Origin of the sequence: Corynebacterium marambiense (genome assembly GCF_016342275.1) — a bacterium.
Taxonomy (GTDB): domain Bacteria; phylum Actinomycetota; class Actinomycetes; order Mycobacteriales; family Mycobacteriaceae; genus Corynebacterium; species Corynebacterium marambiense.
Map to the genome: position 1 here is coordinate 329670 of NZ_JAEIOT010000007.1, position 19643 is coordinate 349312.

15 protein-coding genes are annotated in these 19643 nt (G+C 63.1%); 9 read left to right on the forward strand and 6 right to left on the reverse strand.

Features of this window, described 5'->3' with window-relative positions; all coding sequences use genetic code 11:
* Positions 1-8: 8 nt before the first annotated feature.
* Positions 9-3929, forward strand: a complete 3921-nt coding sequence (gene hrpA / locus JDV76_RS06620) for an ATP-dependent RNA helicase HrpA (protein ID WP_198736065.1) — start codon at positions 9-11, stop codon at positions 3927-3929.
* A gap of 14 nt (positions 3930-3943) precedes the next feature.
* Here hrpA and nrdR read toward each other — a convergent pair whose 3' ends face one another.
* Positions 3944-4399, reverse strand: coding sequence for a transcriptional regulator NrdR (nrdR, locus tag JDV76_RS06625; protein WP_198736066.1), 456 nt, complete (start codon positions 4397-4399; stop codon positions 3944-3946).
* A 906-nt stretch (positions 4400-5305) separates the two neighbouring features.
* Here nrdR and lexA point away from each other — a divergent pair.
* From lexA to JDV76_RS06640, 3 genes are all read left to right on the forward strand, one after another.
* On the forward strand, positions 5306-5977 hold the full coding sequence (gene lexA / locus JDV76_RS06630) for a transcriptional repressor LexA (protein ID WP_198736067.1): 672 nt from the start codon (positions 5306-5308) through the stop codon (positions 5975-5977).
* Between the two features lie 438 nt (positions 5978-6415).
* Complete coding sequence (locus JDV76_RS06635; protein ID WP_198736068.1) at positions 6416-7195, forward strand: DeoR/GlpR family DNA-binding transcription regulator; 780 nt, start codon at positions 6416-6418, stop codon at positions 7193-7195.
* On the forward strand, positions 7192-8157 hold the full coding sequence (locus tag JDV76_RS06640; RefSeq protein ID WP_198736069.1) for a carbohydrate kinase family protein: 966 nt from the start codon (positions 7192-7194) through the stop codon (positions 8155-8157). Before JDV76_RS06635 ends, JDV76_RS06640 begins: the two co-directional genes overlap by 4 nt.
* Before the next feature lie 95 nt (positions 8158-8252).
* Here JDV76_RS06640 and ptsP read toward each other — a convergent pair whose 3' ends face one another.
* Entirely contained in the window at positions 8253-9962 is a 1710-nt protein-coding gene (ptsP, locus tag JDV76_RS06645; protein ID WP_198736070.1) for a phosphoenolpyruvate--protein phosphotransferase, read from the reverse strand.
* A 448-nt stretch (positions 9963-10410) separates the two neighbouring features.
* Between ptsP and JDV76_RS06650 the strand changes: the two genes are divergently transcribed.
* On the forward strand, positions 10411-11382 hold the full coding sequence (locus JDV76_RS06650) for a 1-phosphofructokinase family hexose kinase (protein WP_198736071.1): 972 nt from the start codon (positions 10411-10413) through the stop codon (positions 11380-11382).
* Between the two features lie 288 nt (positions 11383-11670).
* Positions 11671-11940: an HPr family phosphocarrier protein gene (locus JDV76_RS06655; RefSeq protein ID WP_198736072.1), complete on the forward strand. Its 270-nt coding sequence runs from the start codon at positions 11671-11673 to the stop codon at positions 11938-11940.
* Between the two features lie 120 nt (positions 11941-12060).
* Here JDV76_RS06655 and JDV76_RS06660 read toward each other — a convergent pair whose 3' ends face one another.
* From JDV76_RS06660 to hflX, 3 genes are all read right to left on the reverse strand, one after another.
* Positions 12061-13338 (reverse strand): uracil-xanthine permease family protein, encoded by a 1278-nt coding sequence (locus JDV76_RS06660; RefSeq protein ID WP_198736073.1) that lies wholly within the window; start codon positions 13336-13338, stop codon positions 12061-12063.
* Positions 13339-13435: 97 nt separating this feature from the next.
* A complete protein-coding gene (locus tag JDV76_RS06665) occupies positions 13436-15001 on the reverse strand; it encodes an amidase family protein (RefSeq protein ID WP_198736074.1) in 1566 nt (521 codons plus the stop codon).
* A gap of 167 nt (positions 15002-15168) precedes the next feature.
* Positions 15169-16752 (reverse strand): GTPase HflX, encoded by a 1584-nt coding sequence (gene hflX / locus JDV76_RS06670; RefSeq protein ID WP_198736075.1) that lies wholly within the window; start codon positions 16750-16752, stop codon positions 15169-15171.
* Between the two features lie 144 nt (positions 16753-16896).
* On the opposite strand from hflX, the gene JDV76_RS06675 reads away from it, so the two are divergent.
* The 3 genes from JDV76_RS06675 (at position 16897) to JDV76_RS06685 (ending at position 18689) form a co-directional block, all read left to right on the forward strand.
* Positions 16897-17643 carry a hypothetical protein gene (locus JDV76_RS06675; RefSeq protein ID WP_198736076.1) on the forward strand — a complete coding sequence of 249 codons (747 nt, stop codon included), beginning with the start codon at positions 16897-16899 and terminating at the stop codon, positions 17641-17643.
* Between the two features lie 70 nt (positions 17644-17713).
* A complete protein-coding gene (locus tag JDV76_RS06680) occupies positions 17714-18253 on the forward strand; it encodes a hypothetical protein (RefSeq protein ID WP_198736077.1) in 540 nt (179 codons plus the stop codon).
* Positions 18254-18281: 28 nt separating this feature from the next.
* The gene (locus tag JDV76_RS06685; RefSeq protein ID WP_198736078.1) at positions 18282-18689 is read left to right on the forward strand and encodes a hypothetical protein; all 408 of its coding nucleotides are present in this window, start codon (positions 18282-18284) and stop codon (positions 18687-18689) included.
* 59 nt (positions 18690-18748) lie between these two features.
* Here JDV76_RS06685 and dapF read toward each other — a convergent pair whose 3' ends face one another.
* The gene (gene dapF / locus JDV76_RS06690; protein ID WP_198736079.1) at positions 18749-19642 is read right to left on the reverse strand and encodes a diaminopimelate epimerase; all 894 of its coding nucleotides are present in this window, start codon (positions 19640-19642) and stop codon (positions 18749-18751) included.
* Position 19643: the final 1 nt, after the last annotated feature.

Genomic DNA, 19643 nt, shown 5'->3' on the forward strand with positions numbered 1-19643 from the left:
CCCTAGTGATGACAACGACTGACTCCAGCCCCCAGGCCACCGCCCCATCGAAGAAGGACCTCACCGAACGTCTCCACGACGTGTCCCTCGCCGATGAGAGATCCCTCCGTCGGAGACTCCGTAAGGCACGCTCCCCCCAGGCGTTGCACGCTATCGCGCGTGACATCGGTACCGCACAGGTGAAGATGGCTGCCCGGGTTGCGGCGATCCCCGCCATCACTTTCCCGGCCCAACTCCCCGTTACCGCGCGGCGCGAGGACATTGCGGACGCAATCCGGGACAACCAGGTGGTGATCATCGCCGGGGAAACCGGTTCCGGCAAGACCACCCAGATCCCGAAGATCTGCCTCGAACTGGGCCGCGGACGGCGTGGGCTCATTGGACACACACAGCCGAGGCGTCTGGCTGCCAGGACCGTGGCAGAACGGATCGCCGATGAGCTCGAGCAGAGCGTCGGCGAGTCCGTCGGCTACGCCATCCGCTTCGATGACCGGGTCTCGGCATCGACATCGGTCAAGTTGATGACCGACGGTATTCTCCTCGCCGAGATGCAACGTGACCGGTACCTCTACGCCTACGACACGATCATCATCGACGAGGCCCACGAACGCAGTCTCAACATCGACTTCCTCCTCGGGTATCTCAAGCAGCTGCTCCCTCGACGGCCGGACCTGAAGGTCATCGTCACCTCGGCGACCATCGATCCCGAGGCATTCGCGGAGCACTTCCACGACGCCGGGGGAAGACCCGCCCCGATCATCGAAGTATCGGGCCGGACCTTCCCGGTCGAGATCCGGTACCGGCCCCTCGAGTTCGAGGTAGACGGTAAGACCGTCGACCAGGATCCACTCGATGGGCTTCTCGACGCCATCGAGGAGCTCATGACCATTGGCCCCGGTGACATCCTCTGTTTCTTTGCCGGGGAAAGCGACATCCGGGATGCGATGGAGGCCATCGAAGGGCGCCGATGGCGGGGTGTGGAGGTCACTCCCCTGTTCGGCCGGCTCTCCAACGCCGAACAGCACAGGGTGTTCTCGAGCCACCGAGGCCGCAGGATCGTCCTCGCCACCAACATCGCCGAAACCTCGCTGACTGTCCCCGGAATCCACTACGTCGTCGACACCGGTCTGGCCCGGATATCGCGCTACTCCGTCCGGACGAAGGTGCAGCGCCTTCCCATCGAACCGATCTCGCAGGCTTCCGCTAACCAACGGTCCGGCCGCTGTGGACGCGTCGCGGACGGCGTCGCCATCCGCCTCTACTCGGAAGACGACTTCACCACCCGACCGGAGTTCACGGATCCGGAAATCCTCAGGACGAACCTGGCCAGCGTGATCCTGCAGATGGCGTCCCTCCGGCTCGGGGACATCACCGACTTCCCGTTCATCCAGGCACCTGACAACAGGTCTGTCCGCGACGGTCTTCTGCTTCTCCACGAACTCGGAGCCTTAGCCGAGGGCGAAGACAACGGCGCACCCGAGCTCACACCGGTGGGCCGACAACTCGCCCGTATCCCGGTCGATCCCCGCATGGCCCGCATGCTCGTCGAAGCGGAGAAGCTCGGTTGCCTGCACGAGGTCATCGTCATCGTCGCAGCACTCACGATCCAGGACGTCCGGGAACGGCCCCTCGATCACCAGGCACAAGCCGATCAGTCGCACGCTCGGTTCAAGGACACTACCTCGGATTTCCTCGGCTACCTCAAGCTGTGGGGCTACCTCCACGACACACGCGACGAAGTGAGCGGAAACGCATTCCGGAAACGGATGAAGAAGGAGTTCCTCCACTACGTCCGGATCCGCGAATGGTTCGATCTGGTCAGGCAACTGCGTGGTGTCGCCAAACAACTCGGGTGGACTGCGGCCGAGGACGTGGCGACAAAGACCGACCCCCGTTCCGTTCATACCGCGTTACTCTCCGGTCTCCTTTCCCACATTGGCATGAGGATCGGCGATTCCCGGGAGTTCCAGGGCGCCCGCGGAACAAAGTTCATGGTGTTCCCCGGCTCAGCCCTCGCCAGGAAGCCGCCGCAGTTCGTCATGGCTGCGGAGCTCGTCGAAACCTCAAAGCTGTGGGCCCGTGATGTGGCAGGAATCGAGCCCGAGGCTGTCGAGCGAATCGCGCCGCATCTGCTGCGCCACTCCTATTCGGAACCGTTCTGGTCGGCCAAGCGGACGGCGGCGATGGTCCACCAGAAGTCAACGCTCTACGGGGTCACAATCATCGCGGATCGGAGTGTGCCGTACCACCGCGTTGATCCGACCGCGGCCCGGGACATGTTCATCCGGCACGCGCTCATCGACGGCGACTGGACGACCCACCACAGTTTCTTCCACGAGAACCGCGAGATGCTCGAGGACGCCGCCGGCCTCGAGGACAAGGCACGCCGTCGCGACATCGTCGTCGACGAGGACACGCTCTTCGAGTTCTACGATGCCCGCCTACCAGAGACCGTGACCACCGGCCGGAACTTCGATTCCTGGTGGAAGAAGACCCGCCGGAGCGACCCGGAACTCCTCAACTTCGATCCCAACGCGCTCATCAATGAGGGAAGCCACGGCATCGACGAGGAGGCATTCCCCGATTTCTGGCGTCAGGGCAGCCTCGATTACGCGCTGACCTACCACTTCGAACCCGGGGCCGATGATGACGGAGTCACCGTCCGGATCCCGATCCCCCTTCTCGCCGGGGTATCGGACGCGGGATTCGACTGGCTGGTGCCGGGCGTACGCCGGGAGCTGGTGACTGAGCTGATCCGGACCCTGCCTAAGGCGCTCCGCCGATCCGTTGTCCCGGCGCCAGATTTCGCCGAGCGTGCTCTTCCCCTGCTCCGCCCCTACTCGGGAACGATCTGCGGTCAACTCGCTGATGTCCTCCGTGGTCTCGGCGGGACCGGCATCAACGATACCGATTTCCGTCCCCGGAACCTGCCGGAGCATCTCCGTATCAGTTTTGCGGCAGTGGACAAACGGGGAAGGGTGGTGGACCGAGACCGAAGTCTCGGGGCTCTGAAGCAGCGCAATGTGGAGCAGATCAACGCCTCCGTCAACCGTGTCAGCAAGGGTATCCAGCGGGCCGCGGCGAAAAACTGGGATGCAACGACCATCGGCAACATTGAGCCCGAGGTTCTGACCCACGTCGACGGACAGGAGGTAACTGCATACCCTGCGTTGGTAGCCACCCCTGAAGGAGTCGCCGTCCGGGTCATGCCGACAAAACAGGCAGCGGACTCGTCAATGCTGACAGCCACGCTCACCCTCCTCATGCGGGAGATAAAGGTGCCGACCAAGCAGATGCTCAAGGGCCTGCCGTTGAAGCAGCGGGTCGCCGTCGAGAACTATCCGCACGGAGGTGCCGACGGGCTGGTGAATGATGCGCGGGTCGCCTCGATCCGGGATACTCTGCTCGAGGCAGGTGGGCCGGTACGGAAGCCCGATGCTTTCCGGGGACTCGTGGACAAGGTCGCACCCGAGGTTCCCCGACGGGTACGGGAGGCGGTCACCGGCCTGGCACCGGGACTCGTGGACTATCACCGGGTCGCGGACGAACTGTCCCGGTGGACCGGAGAGGCGATCGAGGACATGCGCGCCCAGCTCGATTTCCTCGTCCCGGATCATGCGGTGTCGATCCACGGGATCAGCCATCTCAGGCACCTCCCCCGATACCTGGAGGCGATGGCGATCCGCCTCGATTCGATGGAACAGGAACCCGACCGGGATGCGGACAATCAGGAGACCGTACAGGCGGCCGCCGATTACCTCGAGGACAAGCTGCGCAAGCTACCGGCGGGCCGCGCGAAGACAGCGGAGGTGAAGGAGATCCGCTGGATGATCCAGGAACTCCGGGTGAGTCTGTTCGCACAACGGCTCGGAACCCCCCGGCCGGTGAGTCTCAAGCGGATACAGAAGGCAGTTGATCGGCTCCGCTGAGAACGTTCTTCCCCTCAGGCTTCACGGGAGCGACGACGCATCAACCGGATCTCCGATTCGAAGTCACCGGCCGATTCGAAGGACTTGTAGACCGACGCGAACCGCAGGTATGCGACCTCGTCGAGCTCACGAAGGGGCTTAAGGATCGCCAACCCGATCGTGTTCGCCGGAACCTGCGAACTACCGTGTTGACGGACGGTCTCCTCCACCTGCTGAGCGAGGCGTTTGAGCGCGTCGTCAGAGACATCCCGCCCCTGGCACGCACGCCGTACACCGGTGATAACCTTCTCCCTGCTGAATGGCTCGGACACCCCGTTTCGCTTGACCACCATCAGCACAGCCTTCTCGACGGTCGTGAACCGACCGTGACAGCTACTGCACTCACGACGCCGTCTGACCGCCGAACCACCGTCGACGGTGCGCGAATCGATCACTCGGGACGTTGACTGGTGACAGAAGGGGCAGTGCACTGGCGGATCCTCATCAACTCGGAGATTCTGGGGCCGGACCTCGGACCTCCATCCTAGTTCGGACGCGGTGCATCAGTGAACCGCTGCCGAGGGCTAACGCAGGACCGCAACGGAGCTCGTGGAAGATTGCGTCCCCTCCCCTGCGGGCGCACCACCGGACGGTGCGGAGATGAACAGCCCCGCGAACAGGGCGCTACCGATAAGCGCTCCTGCGAGATACGTCCGCAACGCTGCACCCCGACCCGCTGCACGTCCGACAGCCCAGCCGTCACGTCCAACACCGTCATCGCAGTGCTCCCGCGGAGTTGGACCGGGTGTTCTATATTCGCATTTTATGATTCGAACGCCACCACCGCCATACGGGGAGATGGGCCAACACTGGCCATTCCAAACGGCGGCCGCGGAAGCACCGGAAGATCTGGCGAATTCATTGCCCTGACGTCGGGATACCCTGTTTCCTACATTGCCGTTCAGGATGGTCACGTTCTGTTCCTTCGTCATGTCGGTGAGCGTAGCTGAAGCATCGGACCTTTCGAACATTGTTTTCGTTCAAGTGTTCGAACTGGACCGTATGTTCGATTTATAACAGGCGACCGGGACATTGTCTAGCCCCAGCCCCAAATTTTCGAACACGCGTGTTAAGATCGTGCAAAACTATGTAGGGTGGAGTGCACCATTAACACCACTTCCTCACCACCTCAACGAACTGTTCGAACGCCGAAGAGAAGCCTGAGACAGCGAGGAGACAATGCTGGGGGCGACCTGGAATCACCGGCCGCTTCGCAGAGTCCCAGCTAAACCTCAAACCCAAAGGCCTATAGGACACGGCGGCCAAGACCTCCGGGCCCACGTTCCCACCAAGCAACAGGCCCCGCACCACACCACGACGACAACCAGGAGACCCAGATGTCGACCGCCAGAAAATACGACCCGTCCGAACTCTCCCCACGACAGCGCCGAATTCTCGAAGTCATCCAGGATGCCGTGGTACTACGTGGCTACCCGCCGAGCATCCGCGAAATCGGTGATGCCGCAGGCCTCCAATCCACCTCCTCCGTGGCCTATCAGCTCAAGGAACTCGAGAAGAAGGGCTTCCTCCGCCGAGACCCGAACAAGCCTCGCGCCGTGGACGTGCGCAACATGCCCGGCCCGACACGGAGCCGGGCCCGGAAGGTTCAGCAGCCGGAGTCCACAGATCAGGCTCAAACCAGCATGGTCCCCGCTCTCGGCGCCATCGCGGCAGGCAGCCCGATTCTCGCCGAACAGAATGTGCAGGAGTATTATCCGCTCCCCACGGAGTTCGTGGGAGACGGTGAGCTCTTCATGCTTGAGGTCGTCGGGGAGTCCATGCGTGACGCGGCGATACTCGACGGCGACTGGGTCATTATCAGGAGTCAACCGGTTGCCGAGCAGGGTGAATTCGTTGCAGCGATGATTGACGGCGAAGCCACCGTCAAGGAGTTCCACCGCGATTCATCTGGTGTCTGGCTGCTCCCCCACAACGACGCATTTTCGCCGATCAACGGCGACCACGCTGAGATCATGGGCAAAGTCGTCTCGGTCATCCGTAAGCTCTAACCACCACCGGAAACGACCCCAGGCGACACGAGGCCGATATCGGGCAACTACACGCGATCGGGGGGTTGTTGTCTGTTTCTCAGAAAACACCAGCCGGTTCCCCCAATCCGGTTTCCGAATCCCACATATTCCCGTTAAGCTGCGATTATATGTGGTTTTCTATATCTTCTCCACGAAAGGACACCTGCTGAACGCCTGTGAATTTGTGGTTTTGCTCTCCTACCAGCGCCCTATTTCGTCCGTTTGTTTCGTTTTTGTGGGAGACTGGAACAGTTAATCAAAAAGGCAGGCCAAGTCACCGACTGTCGATGATCCTCCCCCACGTCGCACCCGAAACAATCATCATGCCCGCGACGTATTCATCATCCAGCCGTTGTTCCCAGTGGTGGAACACTGTTCCCACCACAACAGGTTCCTGCCGTGCACCAAGGAGGACCCATGTACGCAGAGGAACGCCGTAGGCAGATCGCGTCACTGACCGCTGTAGAGGGCCGTGTCAATGTCACCGAATTGGCAGAACGCTTTGAGGTGACCGCGGAGACCATCAGGCGAGATCTCGCGGTACTCGACAGTGAAGGAACCGTTCACAGGGTTCACGGTGGCGCTGTCGCTAGTCAGAACTTCCAGACGGCCGAGTTAGCAGTTGATGTTCGGGCCAAGAGTGCGTCATCAGCCAAATCCGCCATCGCCCGCGCCGCCGTCGATTACCTACCGGATCCCCAGGGCGGAATGTTCCTGGACGCCGGAACGACGCTCGCCGCACTCGCTGACCTCATTTCAGCCCATCCGATGGGCCCGCGCTGGTCCATCGTGACGAACTGCCTTCCAATCGCCCTCAAGATGGCTTCCGCCGGATTGGATGAAGTTCAGCTCCTCGGTGGATCTGTCCGTTCCATTACCCAAGCGGTCGTCGGGGACACAGCACTTCGGACCCTCGCTCTCATGCGGGCGGACGTCGCGTTCATCGGGACCAACGCCCTGACACTCGACCATGGGCTCTCCACGGCTGACAGTCAGGAAGCCGCTGTGAAGCGGTCGATGATCATCAACGCACGGAAAGTCGTCGTCCTCTGCGACGCGACCAAGATGGGGTGCGACTACATGGTCAGTTTCGCGAGTGTCGATGACATCGACGTCGTCATCACCGATTCCGCGGCACCCCGGTCCTTCGTTGATGCACTTCGGGAACGCGATATTGAGGTCGTGATCGCGGAGTGATTCTCACGGTTACTCCGACCCCCGTACTCGAACGGTCAGGCGTGATCGGTGTCCCTCTCACCGGTGGTGATGTCCTCCGGCTCCAGCAGGTGGACACCTACCCGGCAGGGTGCGGGGTGACGGTGTCACGTCTGGCCTACCTCGCCGGACATCGGACACACGCCATTTTCCCAGCGCCGGAGATCAGCCAGTACCTCCGAATGATCGGACTCGTGGGGCTACCACACGACTATGTTCCGGTTGCCGGCCCAATCCAGACCCGGTTCCTTATCACAGACAGCACCGGCGAATCCACGCAGTTCCTAGATCCGGCGATGCCCCTTGATGCTATTCAACTCGCACAACTCCGGGATCTCACGGTGACCAGGGCCGAGGACGCCGAGTGGGTTGTCCTTGGAGGTCCGCTCCCTGACGTCGCCCCGAATGGGTGGTACGTCGAGGTCATCCGGGCCCTCGCCCTCTACCATCCAGGGGTCCGGACCGCGGTCGCCACCTCCGGGGGACCACTCCGCGCTCTCCTCCGACAGCTTTCAGCCATCACACCGTCCGTCCTTGCGCTTCGCAACGAAGACATCACTGATCTGCTCCCCGGGTCGACGTTGGCTGCGGTCGACGTTGCTCTCCGGGCCGGTGACTTGGCACTGCTCGGGCCGGCCATCTGCCCTATGCTGGAGGCCGGTGTGTCAGAGGTTGTCGTCAGCTGTCCGCCGGATACGGCAGTAGTCTTCGGAACCGGTTCCGGCTACGTCGCCCGGTCCACCTTACGTACAGCTGCCGACGGTGACCGTTTCCGGGAAGTTCTCCTCGCGGGTTACCTCATGAGTGACGCAGACGACGAGCGGGAGAAAGTGTCCTCCGCACTCGCCTATGCCACGGCCGACGAGTCTCTCCACGACGACGAGCTACCCACCCCGGACCTGGTGGACCTCGGAACGGTGTACGGAACCAGGCTGAGCTACTGAGTTCGGATCTTCCGGTACCAGGATTCTCCGGTCGCCCACGGACAGAAAAGCCGCCCCAGAACCTCGCGGTTTCCGGGACGGCCTTCTTGTTGGACCTACACCTGCGGAAGCGGGATGATGTCCCGGACCGCATCCCGGGCAGCCGTGGCGCCCTCGGCGTCAAGTGCAGCCTTCGCTGCGCGGACACAGGTGTCCAGATCAACCTCGGCGAGCTGGGCGCCCACCGCCGCCAACGCCGTCGATGCCGCAGACAGGGAGTTAACTCCAAGGCCCGTCAACACGCACGCGAGCAGCGGGTCAGCTGCGGCCTCACCGCAGACACCGACCGGAGTCTCGGTCTTCCTGCCTTCATCGCACGTCATCTTGATGAGCCGGAGCACTGCGGGCTGCCACGGATCAGTGAGATAGGCGAGCTGCGGCGACATCCGGTCGGCCGCCATCGCGTACTGCGTCAGGTCGTTTGTCCCGATCGAAACGAAGTCGAGGTGGGGCATGATCTTGTCGGCCATCAGCGCAGCTGCCGGGACCTCGATCATCGCTCCGGCAGTGAGACCACGCTCGGCACAGAGCCCGGCGAACCACTTCGCCTCTCGGGCGGTGGCAACCATCGGCGCCATGACCCAGGTAGGCGTTTCTTCGCCTCTTCCGAGGTCCTCAGCGGCCTTCGCGATAGCGTCGAGCTGCCGGATCAGCAGACCTTCGTTTGCCCTGGCGATACGCAGACCGCGGACACCGAGTGCCGGGTTCATCTCGTCGGCGAGGGTCGCGAAGGCGACGGGCTTGTCAGATCCGGCATCCAATGAGCGAACAACCACCTTGGAATCAGGGAACGCCTCGAGGACCTTGGTATAGACCTTGGCTTGCTCCTCGACGGAAGGCTCGGACGTGGCCGACAGGAAGCACATCTCGGTGCGGAACAGGCCGATACCCTCGGCTTCCGTTTCAGCCGCGGTTGCAGCTGCCTTGCCGTCCTGGACATTGGCAAGCAGCTGAACGCGGTGTCCGTCACTCGTCTGCGCCGGGCCGCGCCACAATGCCACTTTCTCAGCGAGAGCCTTAGACTCGGCGACCTGCCTCTTGGCGTCTTCGGGATCAGCACCGATCTCAATGCTGCCTTCACCGCCATCAACAAGAACCATCTCGCCTGCGGCGATTTTGTTCACGTCTTCCCCGACCGCGACGATGCACGGCACGTTGAGCTGCCGGGCGATGATGGCCGTGTGGCTCGTTGGTCCACCAAGCTCGGTGACGAGTGCCGTGAACTGGGTGGTGTCGAGTGCTGCGGTGTCCGCGGGGGAAAGATCATCGGCGAAAAGCACGACCTCCCCGTCGACCTCCGGGAGTCCGGGTTCGTCCTCGCCCCGAATCTCGGCGATGGTCCGATCACGGATGTCCCTCAGATCGGTGACTCGCTCCGCCATGATTCCACCGGCTGCCTCGAACATTGAGATGAACTTGGTCGTCGCCGCAACCACCGCATAGTCGGCGGGATGTCCGGCTGCGGTGTTCTTCTTCACCGCTTTGCGCCAGCCACGGTCTCGAACCAGACCTGCCGTGGCATTCAGAACCTCGCTGGCAGCTCCGACCGCGCGTTCCCCCCTGGCCGAAAGCCGTTCAGCAACCGTATCGGCAGCGGCCACGAAACGCTCGTACTCTGCGCCACGCTGCCCCTCGTCGACCTGGGCACCCGCCTGCGGTAGCTTCGGCCGCGGCTTGATCCACACCGCCTTCGCGTACCGGATCCCCGGAACAACCGCGGTTCCGTGAAGCACTGTGTCTTTCGTGTCCTGTGTCACATTATTCATATTCCAGTTCCTGTCCTCACTATTGCTGCAGTGCTACCGAAGATACCACCGACAGAACCGGAACGTCATGGGTTCCCACATATCCCACACAGGAACGGGAGAATTCGGACAGAAACACAGTATCAAGGGGTAGTTCCCCGCCCTTGGATTAGGTTTTCTTTCCCCTCCGCGACCTGCCGTCACCTGCAGCTGGTGGCAGCCGGACCGGCTGAGGGAACCGTATCCGGGGACATACCGAACTGAACCACTGCTCTCGACCGCACCATGGTCCCCGCCGCCTGCTACGGTTGTCGCAGCCTCAGCAGAGCACGCCGCGTCGCCCCACCCGGTGCAGACCGGACTCCGTGGGAGGTCCGGGAGGACCGGGGTCCACCTGCATCTTCCGAGGAGCCCTGCAATCCAGCTCGTGTATCCCTCTGCGCCACCGATCAAATCTGAGGACCTCCCCTTGATTCTCACCCTGACCCCGAATCCGAGTATCGACCTCAGTCTGAGTCTTCCGACTCCGCTCCAGCCGGGCGGCGTACAACGCCTCACCTCCGTCACCCAATCACCCGGAGGAAAAGGGATCAACGTCGCACACGCCTGTCATTCCGCCGGAGTCGACACACTCGCATTGTTCCCCGCCCCGGCACAGGGGACGTTCGTCCGGCTCATGTCGGAGACCGGAGTCCCCTACCGGATCATTCCGGGTGGTGTCTCAGTCCGAACGAACACGACGGTAACAGAACCGGACGGGACGACGACAAAACTCAACGGCCCCGGTAACCCACTCTCCCCCAAAGCTGTCAAGGCTGTTGAGGAGGCACTCATCATCGCCGCTGGCGCAGCGGAATGGGTTGTGCTGAGCGGCTCCCTCCCGCCGGGTGCGCCGCATGGTTGGTACCAGGATCTACTGGGCCTGGTCCGCGACACCTTCCCCGACATCCCAGTGGCGGTAGACACGTCGGACGGCCCCCTCCTCGAGTTGGCCGACCGGGTCCGCGGTGGAGCACCCGCTCCGACGCTAGTCAAGCCCAACGGACACGAGCTCGGACAGATCACCGGGATCGACGGATCAGTGATCGAGAACTCGGCACTCGACGGTGATTTCGCTCCCGCGGTCGACGGTGCACGGCAGATTCTCCGGTACGGGGTGCAGCGGGTCCTGGTGACGCTGGGTGCCGCCGGTGCCGCTCTGGTGACCCCCGAAGGAGCCTGGACGGCCCCGGCACATCCGATTCGTCCGGTCTCGACAGTGGGCGCCGGTGACTGCACCCTGGCGGGCTATCTCATGGCCGATGTGCGGGGCGCCGTACCGGCGGTCGCGCTCGCGGAAGCGGTGGCCCTGGGGGCCGCAGCGGCGAGCCTGCCGGGCACATCGATCCCGCGTCCCGGGATGGTCATCCCGGATGCAGGTCTCGTCCGTAAATTCCAGTAACGGGTCAGCACAACCGGACCTGAAGCGGACATGCAGCGGGTCCGTGTCGTCGCCAGAGTTGTGAAATTCACCCTGAACTGCAAGAACAAGGAACCCTGATGTGGTCTGGGCAACCTTTCCAACCTCCTTGTGGCGCATGTCGCGGGATAGTGCGTAGAGTTGTAACCGGTACCTCACCGCCTGCCCCACAGGATCGACCCCCGTGCTCCAGTGGGCGGCAGAGGTTCGTAAACAGCTAAGGAACCACTTCGCCCATGCCTCACGCATGAGGTAAGAAAGGACTGCCACATGGCTTCCAAGACCGTTACCGTCGGCTCTTCCGTCGGACTCCACGCCCGACCTGCAACCATCGTCGCTGAAGCAGCTGCCGAGTACGATGAGGATATCTTCCTCTCTCTCGAAGGTGAGGACGCGGACGAAGACCCCACTGACGCCGCATCGTCGATGATGATCATGGCCATGGGCGCCAACTCCGGAGACCGCGTCACCGTGACTTCCGAGAACGCGGAAGCTGTTGAGAAGATCGCCGCGCTGATCGAGAAGGACCTCGACGCCTGATTCCCACCCGTGCGGCCGGGGCGTTCCCCGCACCGGTCTCGCACAAGAAAAGCCTCGGTACCGCAGTCGCAGTACCGAGGCTTTTCTTGTGCGAGGGAAGGCGTCATCACCGACCAGAGATCAGAGGAACTGGCCTTCGCCGATATACCGGTAGAGGCGGTTGAGGATCGGGTAGACGATGATGATACCTGCAGAACCCCAGGCGATTCCCTGGAGCTCGAGGCCGAACACGGTGAGCGTGAGATTACCGATTCCCGCGATCATCGCGACTGCAGCGGCCATCAGGTTAACCGGGCTGCTGAAGTCAACCCGGTTATCCTGCCAGATCCGAACGCCCAACATCCCGATAAGTCCGTAGAGCACGATGGTGGCTCCGCCCATAACTCCACCGGGAACGGTGTTGATCAGAGCCCCGAACTTGGGAACGAAGGCCAGCGCCACCGCTGTACCCGCAGCCACCCAGTAGGCAGCCGTGGAATAGACGCGCGTCGCGGCCATCACGCCGATGTTCTCGGCGTAGGTCGTCGTTCCGGAACCACCGAATCCCCCGGCCAGCGTCGTCGCCAAACCGTCCGCGATGAGCGCATCGCCCGCGACATTATCGAGATCCCGGCCGGTCATGGCAGATACCGCCTTGACGTGCCCCACGTTCTCCGCGATGAGCACGATGACGACCGGTAGGGTGACCAGCACAGCGGATACCTGGAACGATGGCGTGTGGAACGTCGGGAAGCCAATCCAGTCTGCTGCGGAGACCGCTTCCGTCGCGCCTTCACGGAGTTGCCCGGTCACGGCGGCGAACACCCAACCGACGATGACACCAGTGAGGATCCCCAGCCTGGCGATCATTCCCCGCCCGGCCACCGAACAGAGCAGAATCACCGCGAGGGTCACGGCCGCCACCCCAGGCTGCGCGGCGAAGTCCGAGGCCGCTACGGGAGCGAGATTCAACCCGATGAGAGCCACGATCGCGCCGGTGACGGCGGGCGGCATCACGGCGTCCAGAACCCGCTTCCCAGCGAGTTTAACGACCGTTCCGACCCCGACCAGCACAAGACCCGCGACGACGATGCCACCGAGCTGGACCGCGATCCCCTCCCCCTGCGTCGCGATGAGGGGGGCTATGAACGCGAAGGAGCTACCCAGGTAGCTGGGGAGCCGGTTCCGCGTGATCACCAGGAACAGCATCGTTCCGAGACCCGAGAACAACAAGGTCGTGTTGACCGGGAATCCAGTCAGGGTGGGAACCAGCAGGGTCGCGCCAAACATCGCAATGACATGCTGCATACCGATGCCGATGGTACGCGGCCAGCTTAACCGTTCCTCAGGGTTGACAACCGCACCGGGACTGATCTTCTTGCCGTCGCCGTGGACGGTCCATCCGCATATTTGGCTCACAACGTGCCATTATTCGCCGGAGAGTGTCCGTTAGGCAATCTGACCACCGTCGAACGCCATTAAGTGTGTCCTCAGGATGGGATGACTGTCCCGAGGGTTACCCGTCAAACGGCCGCGCCGCCTCGATGCGTCGTGTGATCTCGAGCAGCGCCGCTGTATCGGTGTCCGCGGTGTCGATGGTCACCGCATACTTGCCGAACACGTCCACAGCGAGATTCTGGGTCACCGGAATCAGCGGAACAGTGGCCCGGGCTGCGCCCCCTGCGGTGAGCTCCAGCAGTCCTTCGGACCTGCCGACAAGCGCCACGCCGCCCTGCTCCGTCATCAGGCCATGGATCTTCTCGACGAGCTGGCGGCCGCGGTCGAGGACCTCATTCGACTCCTCGAAACTCATCTGGGACGTCAGTCCCTGTTCGATCAAGGTGATTCCGTAGGGTGCCGCCTCCGGGTGCTGCCGGTAGTACTCGACGAGGTCGTGGAGATTTTCGAGGCGCCCGGAGGGGTTTCCGGAGAAGTAGGTTTCCATGGACGGGCCGACGCCGGCCACTAGAGCGTCGATGAACGGGAGATTCTTCAGTTCCTCGATGGTCTGCTGGAGCTCGGTACTGGGTTCCACGACGGTGATGTGGGCACGGTCGAGCGCCTTCACGAGTACCGGATCGAGTCCCATGCCGATGACGGTGAGCTCGGCGCCCGTCGCTTTCGCCGGGTTGATACCGCAGGCGGCCCGGAAACCGAGGGCTAGGTCGGCTGCACTCCGCCCGAACACCCCAGGCGAATCGACGCGATCGTCGATCGGGACGATGCCGCGGATGTCACACTCACCGTAGCCGGCCTTCGCCCCGTAGACCCCCGCGACCATGGCCGGCGAGATGACCGACCCCTGGGTCTCGGTTCCGAAGGTTAGGTCCGCGTAGTCGAGGGCGATGGCGGTGGCCGATCCCGTCGAACTGCCGGAGGGATCCCGGTTCAGTGGGTCCCGCGCATCGAGGGTCTGCCCGCCGACAGCACTGAATCCGTTGGGCCCTTCGAGGGTGAGGAAGTTGGCTAATTCGCTGAGATTGGTCCGGCCCGCGACAATGGCTCCGGCTGCGCGAAGTTGCTCGACGAGCGGCGAGTCCGCATCCGCCACCGCGGAATTCAGTGCCCTCGATCCCGAATCATTCGGCAGCCCTGCAACCGCAATGTTTCCTTTGACGAGGACCACCGCACCACGGAGGGGATGATCCTCGCTGGGACCGACTCCGCGGGCATCGAGCTCCGCTGCCTTCTCCACGGCCGTCGGATCCAGCTGCAGAACAGAGCGGTAATAGCTGTTCGATTCCCTCATGTTCGCCACGTAGTAGGCCAGCGACTCGGTGTTCGTCACGCCGAGATCCCGCCGCGCCTGCGCCCGTCCGGCGAGATCCCGCCCCTCGAAAGCGAGGGAAATCTGGTGGTGCCGCTCCGGACTCAGGTCCGCGAGGATGCTGTCGTACGGTGCGTAGTCGATCTCCGTCTGGCCTGTGTAGGAGTTCACCTCCTCATCGAGGGTGAAATCACCGTCGAGGCGCCGCTGGAGGGAACCATCCCGGCTGCTGAGGTTGTTGTAAGTGATGACACCGGCGACGGTGATGACGCCGATCGCGATGATCGAGGTGACGACTCTGGTTATCGTGCGCATGATCCGGCTCATTTCTCGTGGACGGGTGATTGGTGCTGCATGGTTGGGAGATGGCCGGAGCACGGCTTGCGGCCGTCCTCCGGTCTCCACACCTCACACATTGTTTCTACTCGGACGGACGGGACACCGTGGGTAGTTCAGTGTGTCGCAGGTCGGTGCAGAGCGTGTCAGTGTCCGGTGGTGTCCCCGGGGACCGTGAACTCGGCGAGTTCGGCGGCCACCGACTGCGGGAGCCGGACGTCCACGATCGTGCCCGTTTCGCCGTAGGTCTCCGACAGTACGGTCCCCTGCTCATGCAGCCTCGCGACAATGTCTCCACGACTGAAGGGGACATCGAGGTGGACATGGGCGTCGAGCGAGTTCAGGAACGCCTCGACCCGTTGCTCCAATTCAGGGATGCCCTCCCCCGTCAATGCCGAGACGAAGACAATGTCATCGATGGCATGGCGGAGTTCCGCTAGGACTAGAGGATCTGCGGCATCGATCTTATTGACGACGATGAGTTCCGGAGGCGCGGATACATCGAGTTCGCGGACGATGTCGGTGATCACCCCGTTGACTGCCTCGATCTGCTTCAGCGGGAACGGATCCGAACCGTCCACGACGTGCAGCACAAGATCTGCCTCCACGACTTCCTCGAGGGTGGAACGGAATGCCTCGACGAGCTGCGTCGGTAGGTGCCTGACGAATCCGACGGTGTCGGTGAACACGACTGCCCGACCATCAGCGAGTTCAGCTCGCCGAGTCGTCGGATCGAGTGTCGCGAACAGTGCGTCCTCGACGAGGACCCCAGCGCCGGTCATCGCGTTGATCAGTGAGGATTTACCGGCGTTGGTGTAGCCTGCGATCGCGATCTGAGGAATGGTCGAGCTCCGACGTTTCGACCTCTTGATGTCCCGCGAGGTCTTCATCCCCGACAGCTCCCGGCGTAACTTCGCCATGTCCTGACGTAGTCGTCGGCGGTCTGCCTCGATCTTCGTCTCACCCGGACCACGCAGTCCGACGCCGCCGTTGGACCCGGCACGCCCGCCTGCCTGGCGGGACAGCGCCGAACCCCAGCCACGAACCCGGGTTATCAGGTATTCCATCTGGGCCAGAGAGACCTGTGCCTTACCCTCCTTCGACTTCGCGTGCTGGGCGAAGATATCGAGGATGAGCATCGTCCGGTCGATGACCTTGACGTCGAGGGCCTTCTCGAGCGCAATGAGCTGACCCGAGGAAAGCTCGCCGTCGCACACCACGGTGTCCGCACCGGTCGCGGTCACGATCTCCTTGAGTTCCCGGACCTTCCCCGAGCCGATATACGTTCCGGCGTCCGGGCGGTCCCGCTTCTGGTAGATCATCTCGACTACTTCAGAGCCCGCGGTCTCGGCGAGTGCCTTCAGCTCCGCCATCGTCGCCTCGATCTCCGCGGTCGTTCCCTCCATCCAGACACCGACGAGGACGACACGCTCGAGTCGCAGCTTCCGGTATTCGACGTCGTAGCCGTCGGACTGTTCGGTGGTGTGGGTATTCGCGCCACGGGTGAGTCGGCGGAGGCTGGTTCGGGCCTCGAGGTCGAGTTCGCCGGTGGTCGGATCATGCTTCGGAGCACCTACATCCTTGCTCGATGTGGCGTCACCGACGGTCTCAAGCTGGGCGTCGGGCGCGGACTGATTCCTTGGATGGTCGACCGGATTTCCGGGGGCGTAGCCCGCGACATGATCCTCGAAGGCGGCTGCGAGCAGGTCATCGTTGTTTCTCTGAGTCATTGCCGTCCATTGTGGCACAAACCCACCGGACTGGGGCCGGAGTTGATCCAGCGGCGTCTGATCACGCGGTCGCATCACCCCGGCCCCTGGCATCCCAGGTGCCCGAAGCAGCTTCCCCGAACATCACCACCTAGAATCGGTGGCATGAGTGAAGATCTCGCAAGCATCGGCCTCCAGTACGACCGGTGGCAGGACGCCGTGGAAGCTGCCATCGCCTCCGGACAGCTGTCCGTGACCGGGGAGGTCAGGGGTGGTCAGTTGATCCAGTTCACGGACCCATCGGGCGCGTGCATAAACATCCTCGCGGTGGAGCCGTTCGCCACCTGGGCCGGGTTTGAGTCGACCACAGATGCTCTCGGACACGTCACCATGCTCACCGATGTGCTGGCGTTCTGTGATGTCGTGACCGGAGACGGTGAGCAGGTCGCCTCCGTCACCGCGAATCTCGCACAGGGACCGTTGCTCGTCGACGAGAACGCCCAGCAGTGGCAACAGCTCGCAATCACCGCCCTGGCGGTGGACACCATGGTGTATCCCTCCGCCGACGACTTCACGACACAGAAGGGTGGCGAAATCGGGATGCTGGTGAGTCACGGAGCCGCGGTGGTTCTCGCGGGGGACGGATCGCGGGCTCCCGATGCGGGAGCGACTCTCACAGCAGAGGTGCGCTCCGCCGAATACCGGACCACGGCACTCTCCGGACAACGCTTCATCCACTGTGACATCGAGGCGCCGTTCCCGATGGACCTCTGTCTTCCGGATTCGCCGGAGTTACCTGCCCCTGGTTCCGTGGTCGCCGGTACCGTTATGCTCACCGCCGCGGTCAAGATGCCCGCCGGTTGTGGCTCCGGCAGTGGTGGCTGCGGTTGCGGCTCCGGCGGTTGCTCTTAACCCCGGCTCCCGGATGACTGACGGGGCGGTTCCACCGTCACCTTCCTGAACAGTGAGGATGTGAGCGATCATGGACGACGACACACTCCCCGAACGGAGTGGTGGTGGCAGTCCTGTTGCGGCATGGCCACTCGTGGTCACCGGTTTCCTCTGTCTCCTGCTTGCCTCATGGCTGAAGCTCGAGGGGATCATTCTCGGGGCGCTCATCATGTCGATGGCCTATTTCGTGCTCCACCACCGACCTGATGGAGCGGAAGCGGAGTCCCTCGCCACCTCCATCCGACTGTCTGCCGAGGACATCGCCGATGTCATCGAGGAATTTGAGAGATTCCGTCACGGTACTGATGCGGACACTGTGGCGGACAGATCGCAGAAGCGTCCGGCACTGGCTGATCCCGATTGCAGCCACCCCGACATCGAGACCTTCTACCTGGAGTACGGGACGGCACGACGTTTCCTTGATCGCCTCGATGAGCGGCTCTCGGGTGATCTGAGTGTTCCCCAGTTGGAGACCCTGCTCGGGGTCACCGACCGGAAGGCGTTGGACCTCCGGGACGCCTGGGCCAGAGCACGGCGGGCGGCGCTCCACCTCGGCGCCGACTACGACTGATCCACCGATCACCCCTAGGATGACCACCATGATGCATCCCGTTGATCCACGTCCCACCACCGGTGCCTCCGGTGCCGAACCAGCACGTGGTTCGACCCCCGACGCCCTCGCCCATATCCCGGACGGCAACGGGGTGGCCATCTTCGCCCTGTGTGTCGCAGGGCTCCTGGGGGTCGGATTCCCTCTCTACCAGGAGTACCCGGTGCTCCAGTGGGTCCTGTTCAGCATGTCGACACTGGTGGGTGTCCTCGCGGTCCGGCGGGCGCTGCAGATACCCCGCGGCCAGCAGGGCCGCAGACTCGTGATGTCGGTCGCCGCGATACTCATCTCCCTGTTCATGTTGTGTTTCACGGTCTGGTTGGAGTTCTACGTCATCCGCGGGGGCAACCCGATCCCCGGACTCGAACAGTTCGTGACGGTCCCCGGCCAGGCCTGATCCTGGACACCACCGCAGCCGACAATCGTCTCCGGGCGTCCGGGATCCTCCCCTTTCTTTTACCGTCCGGTGACGTCGAGTGCATCCCGGTCGATGACTCCCTCTGCGACGATCAATGACGGACCGGTGAGCGTCGATCCATTCTCCCGGATTGTGACCGTGATTTCACCTCCAGGGACAACCACAGTCACCTCACCAATAACCTCACCGGCGTCGGCGAGCGCCGCGACGGCGGCCGCTACTGTGCCGGTACCGCAGGAGAGCGTCTCTCCCGCACCACGTTCGTGCACCCGCATGTGGATCCGACCGTCGGTGAGCTCCGTGAGGACCTCAACGTTGGCACCGTCCGGGAAGAAATCGGGATCGAGATCGAAAGGCTGATCCACGGGAAGCGTAGCGAGTCCCGCCGGATCCAGGCCTGGCAGTACGCAGGCGAGATGGGGGTTACCCATGTCGATCCCAATTCCACCGAAACGCTGCCCTGAAACGGTGCACGTACTCACACCGGTCACCTCCGGTATGCCCATCTCCACGGCAATCTCCGCGGAGGTGCCGGAGCAGTTCTCGATCCGGACCTGTCGGAGTCCGGCCCTGGTGCCCACCCGCACTGCGTCCCCGTCGACCGTCCCGCTCGACCGGAGCCAATGTGCGAACACCCTGACTCCGTTGCCGCACATCTCCGCCGTCGTGCCGTCGGCGTTGCGGTAGTCCATGAACCAGTCGTCCGCGGCGACTCCGCCGGGCAGACCCTCGAAGACTCCGGCGTCGACCAGATCCTCAGCCCGGGCGACCCGCAGAATACCGTCGGCACCGATGCCCCGGTGCCGGTCACAGAGCGCCCGGATAAGACCCGGTGAAAGGTCGATCCGAGCCTCAGGATCGGGGAGAATGATGAAGTCGTTGCCCGTGCCGTGGCCTTTCGCGAAGGAGAGCTGTCGTCGCTGGTTCGTCATG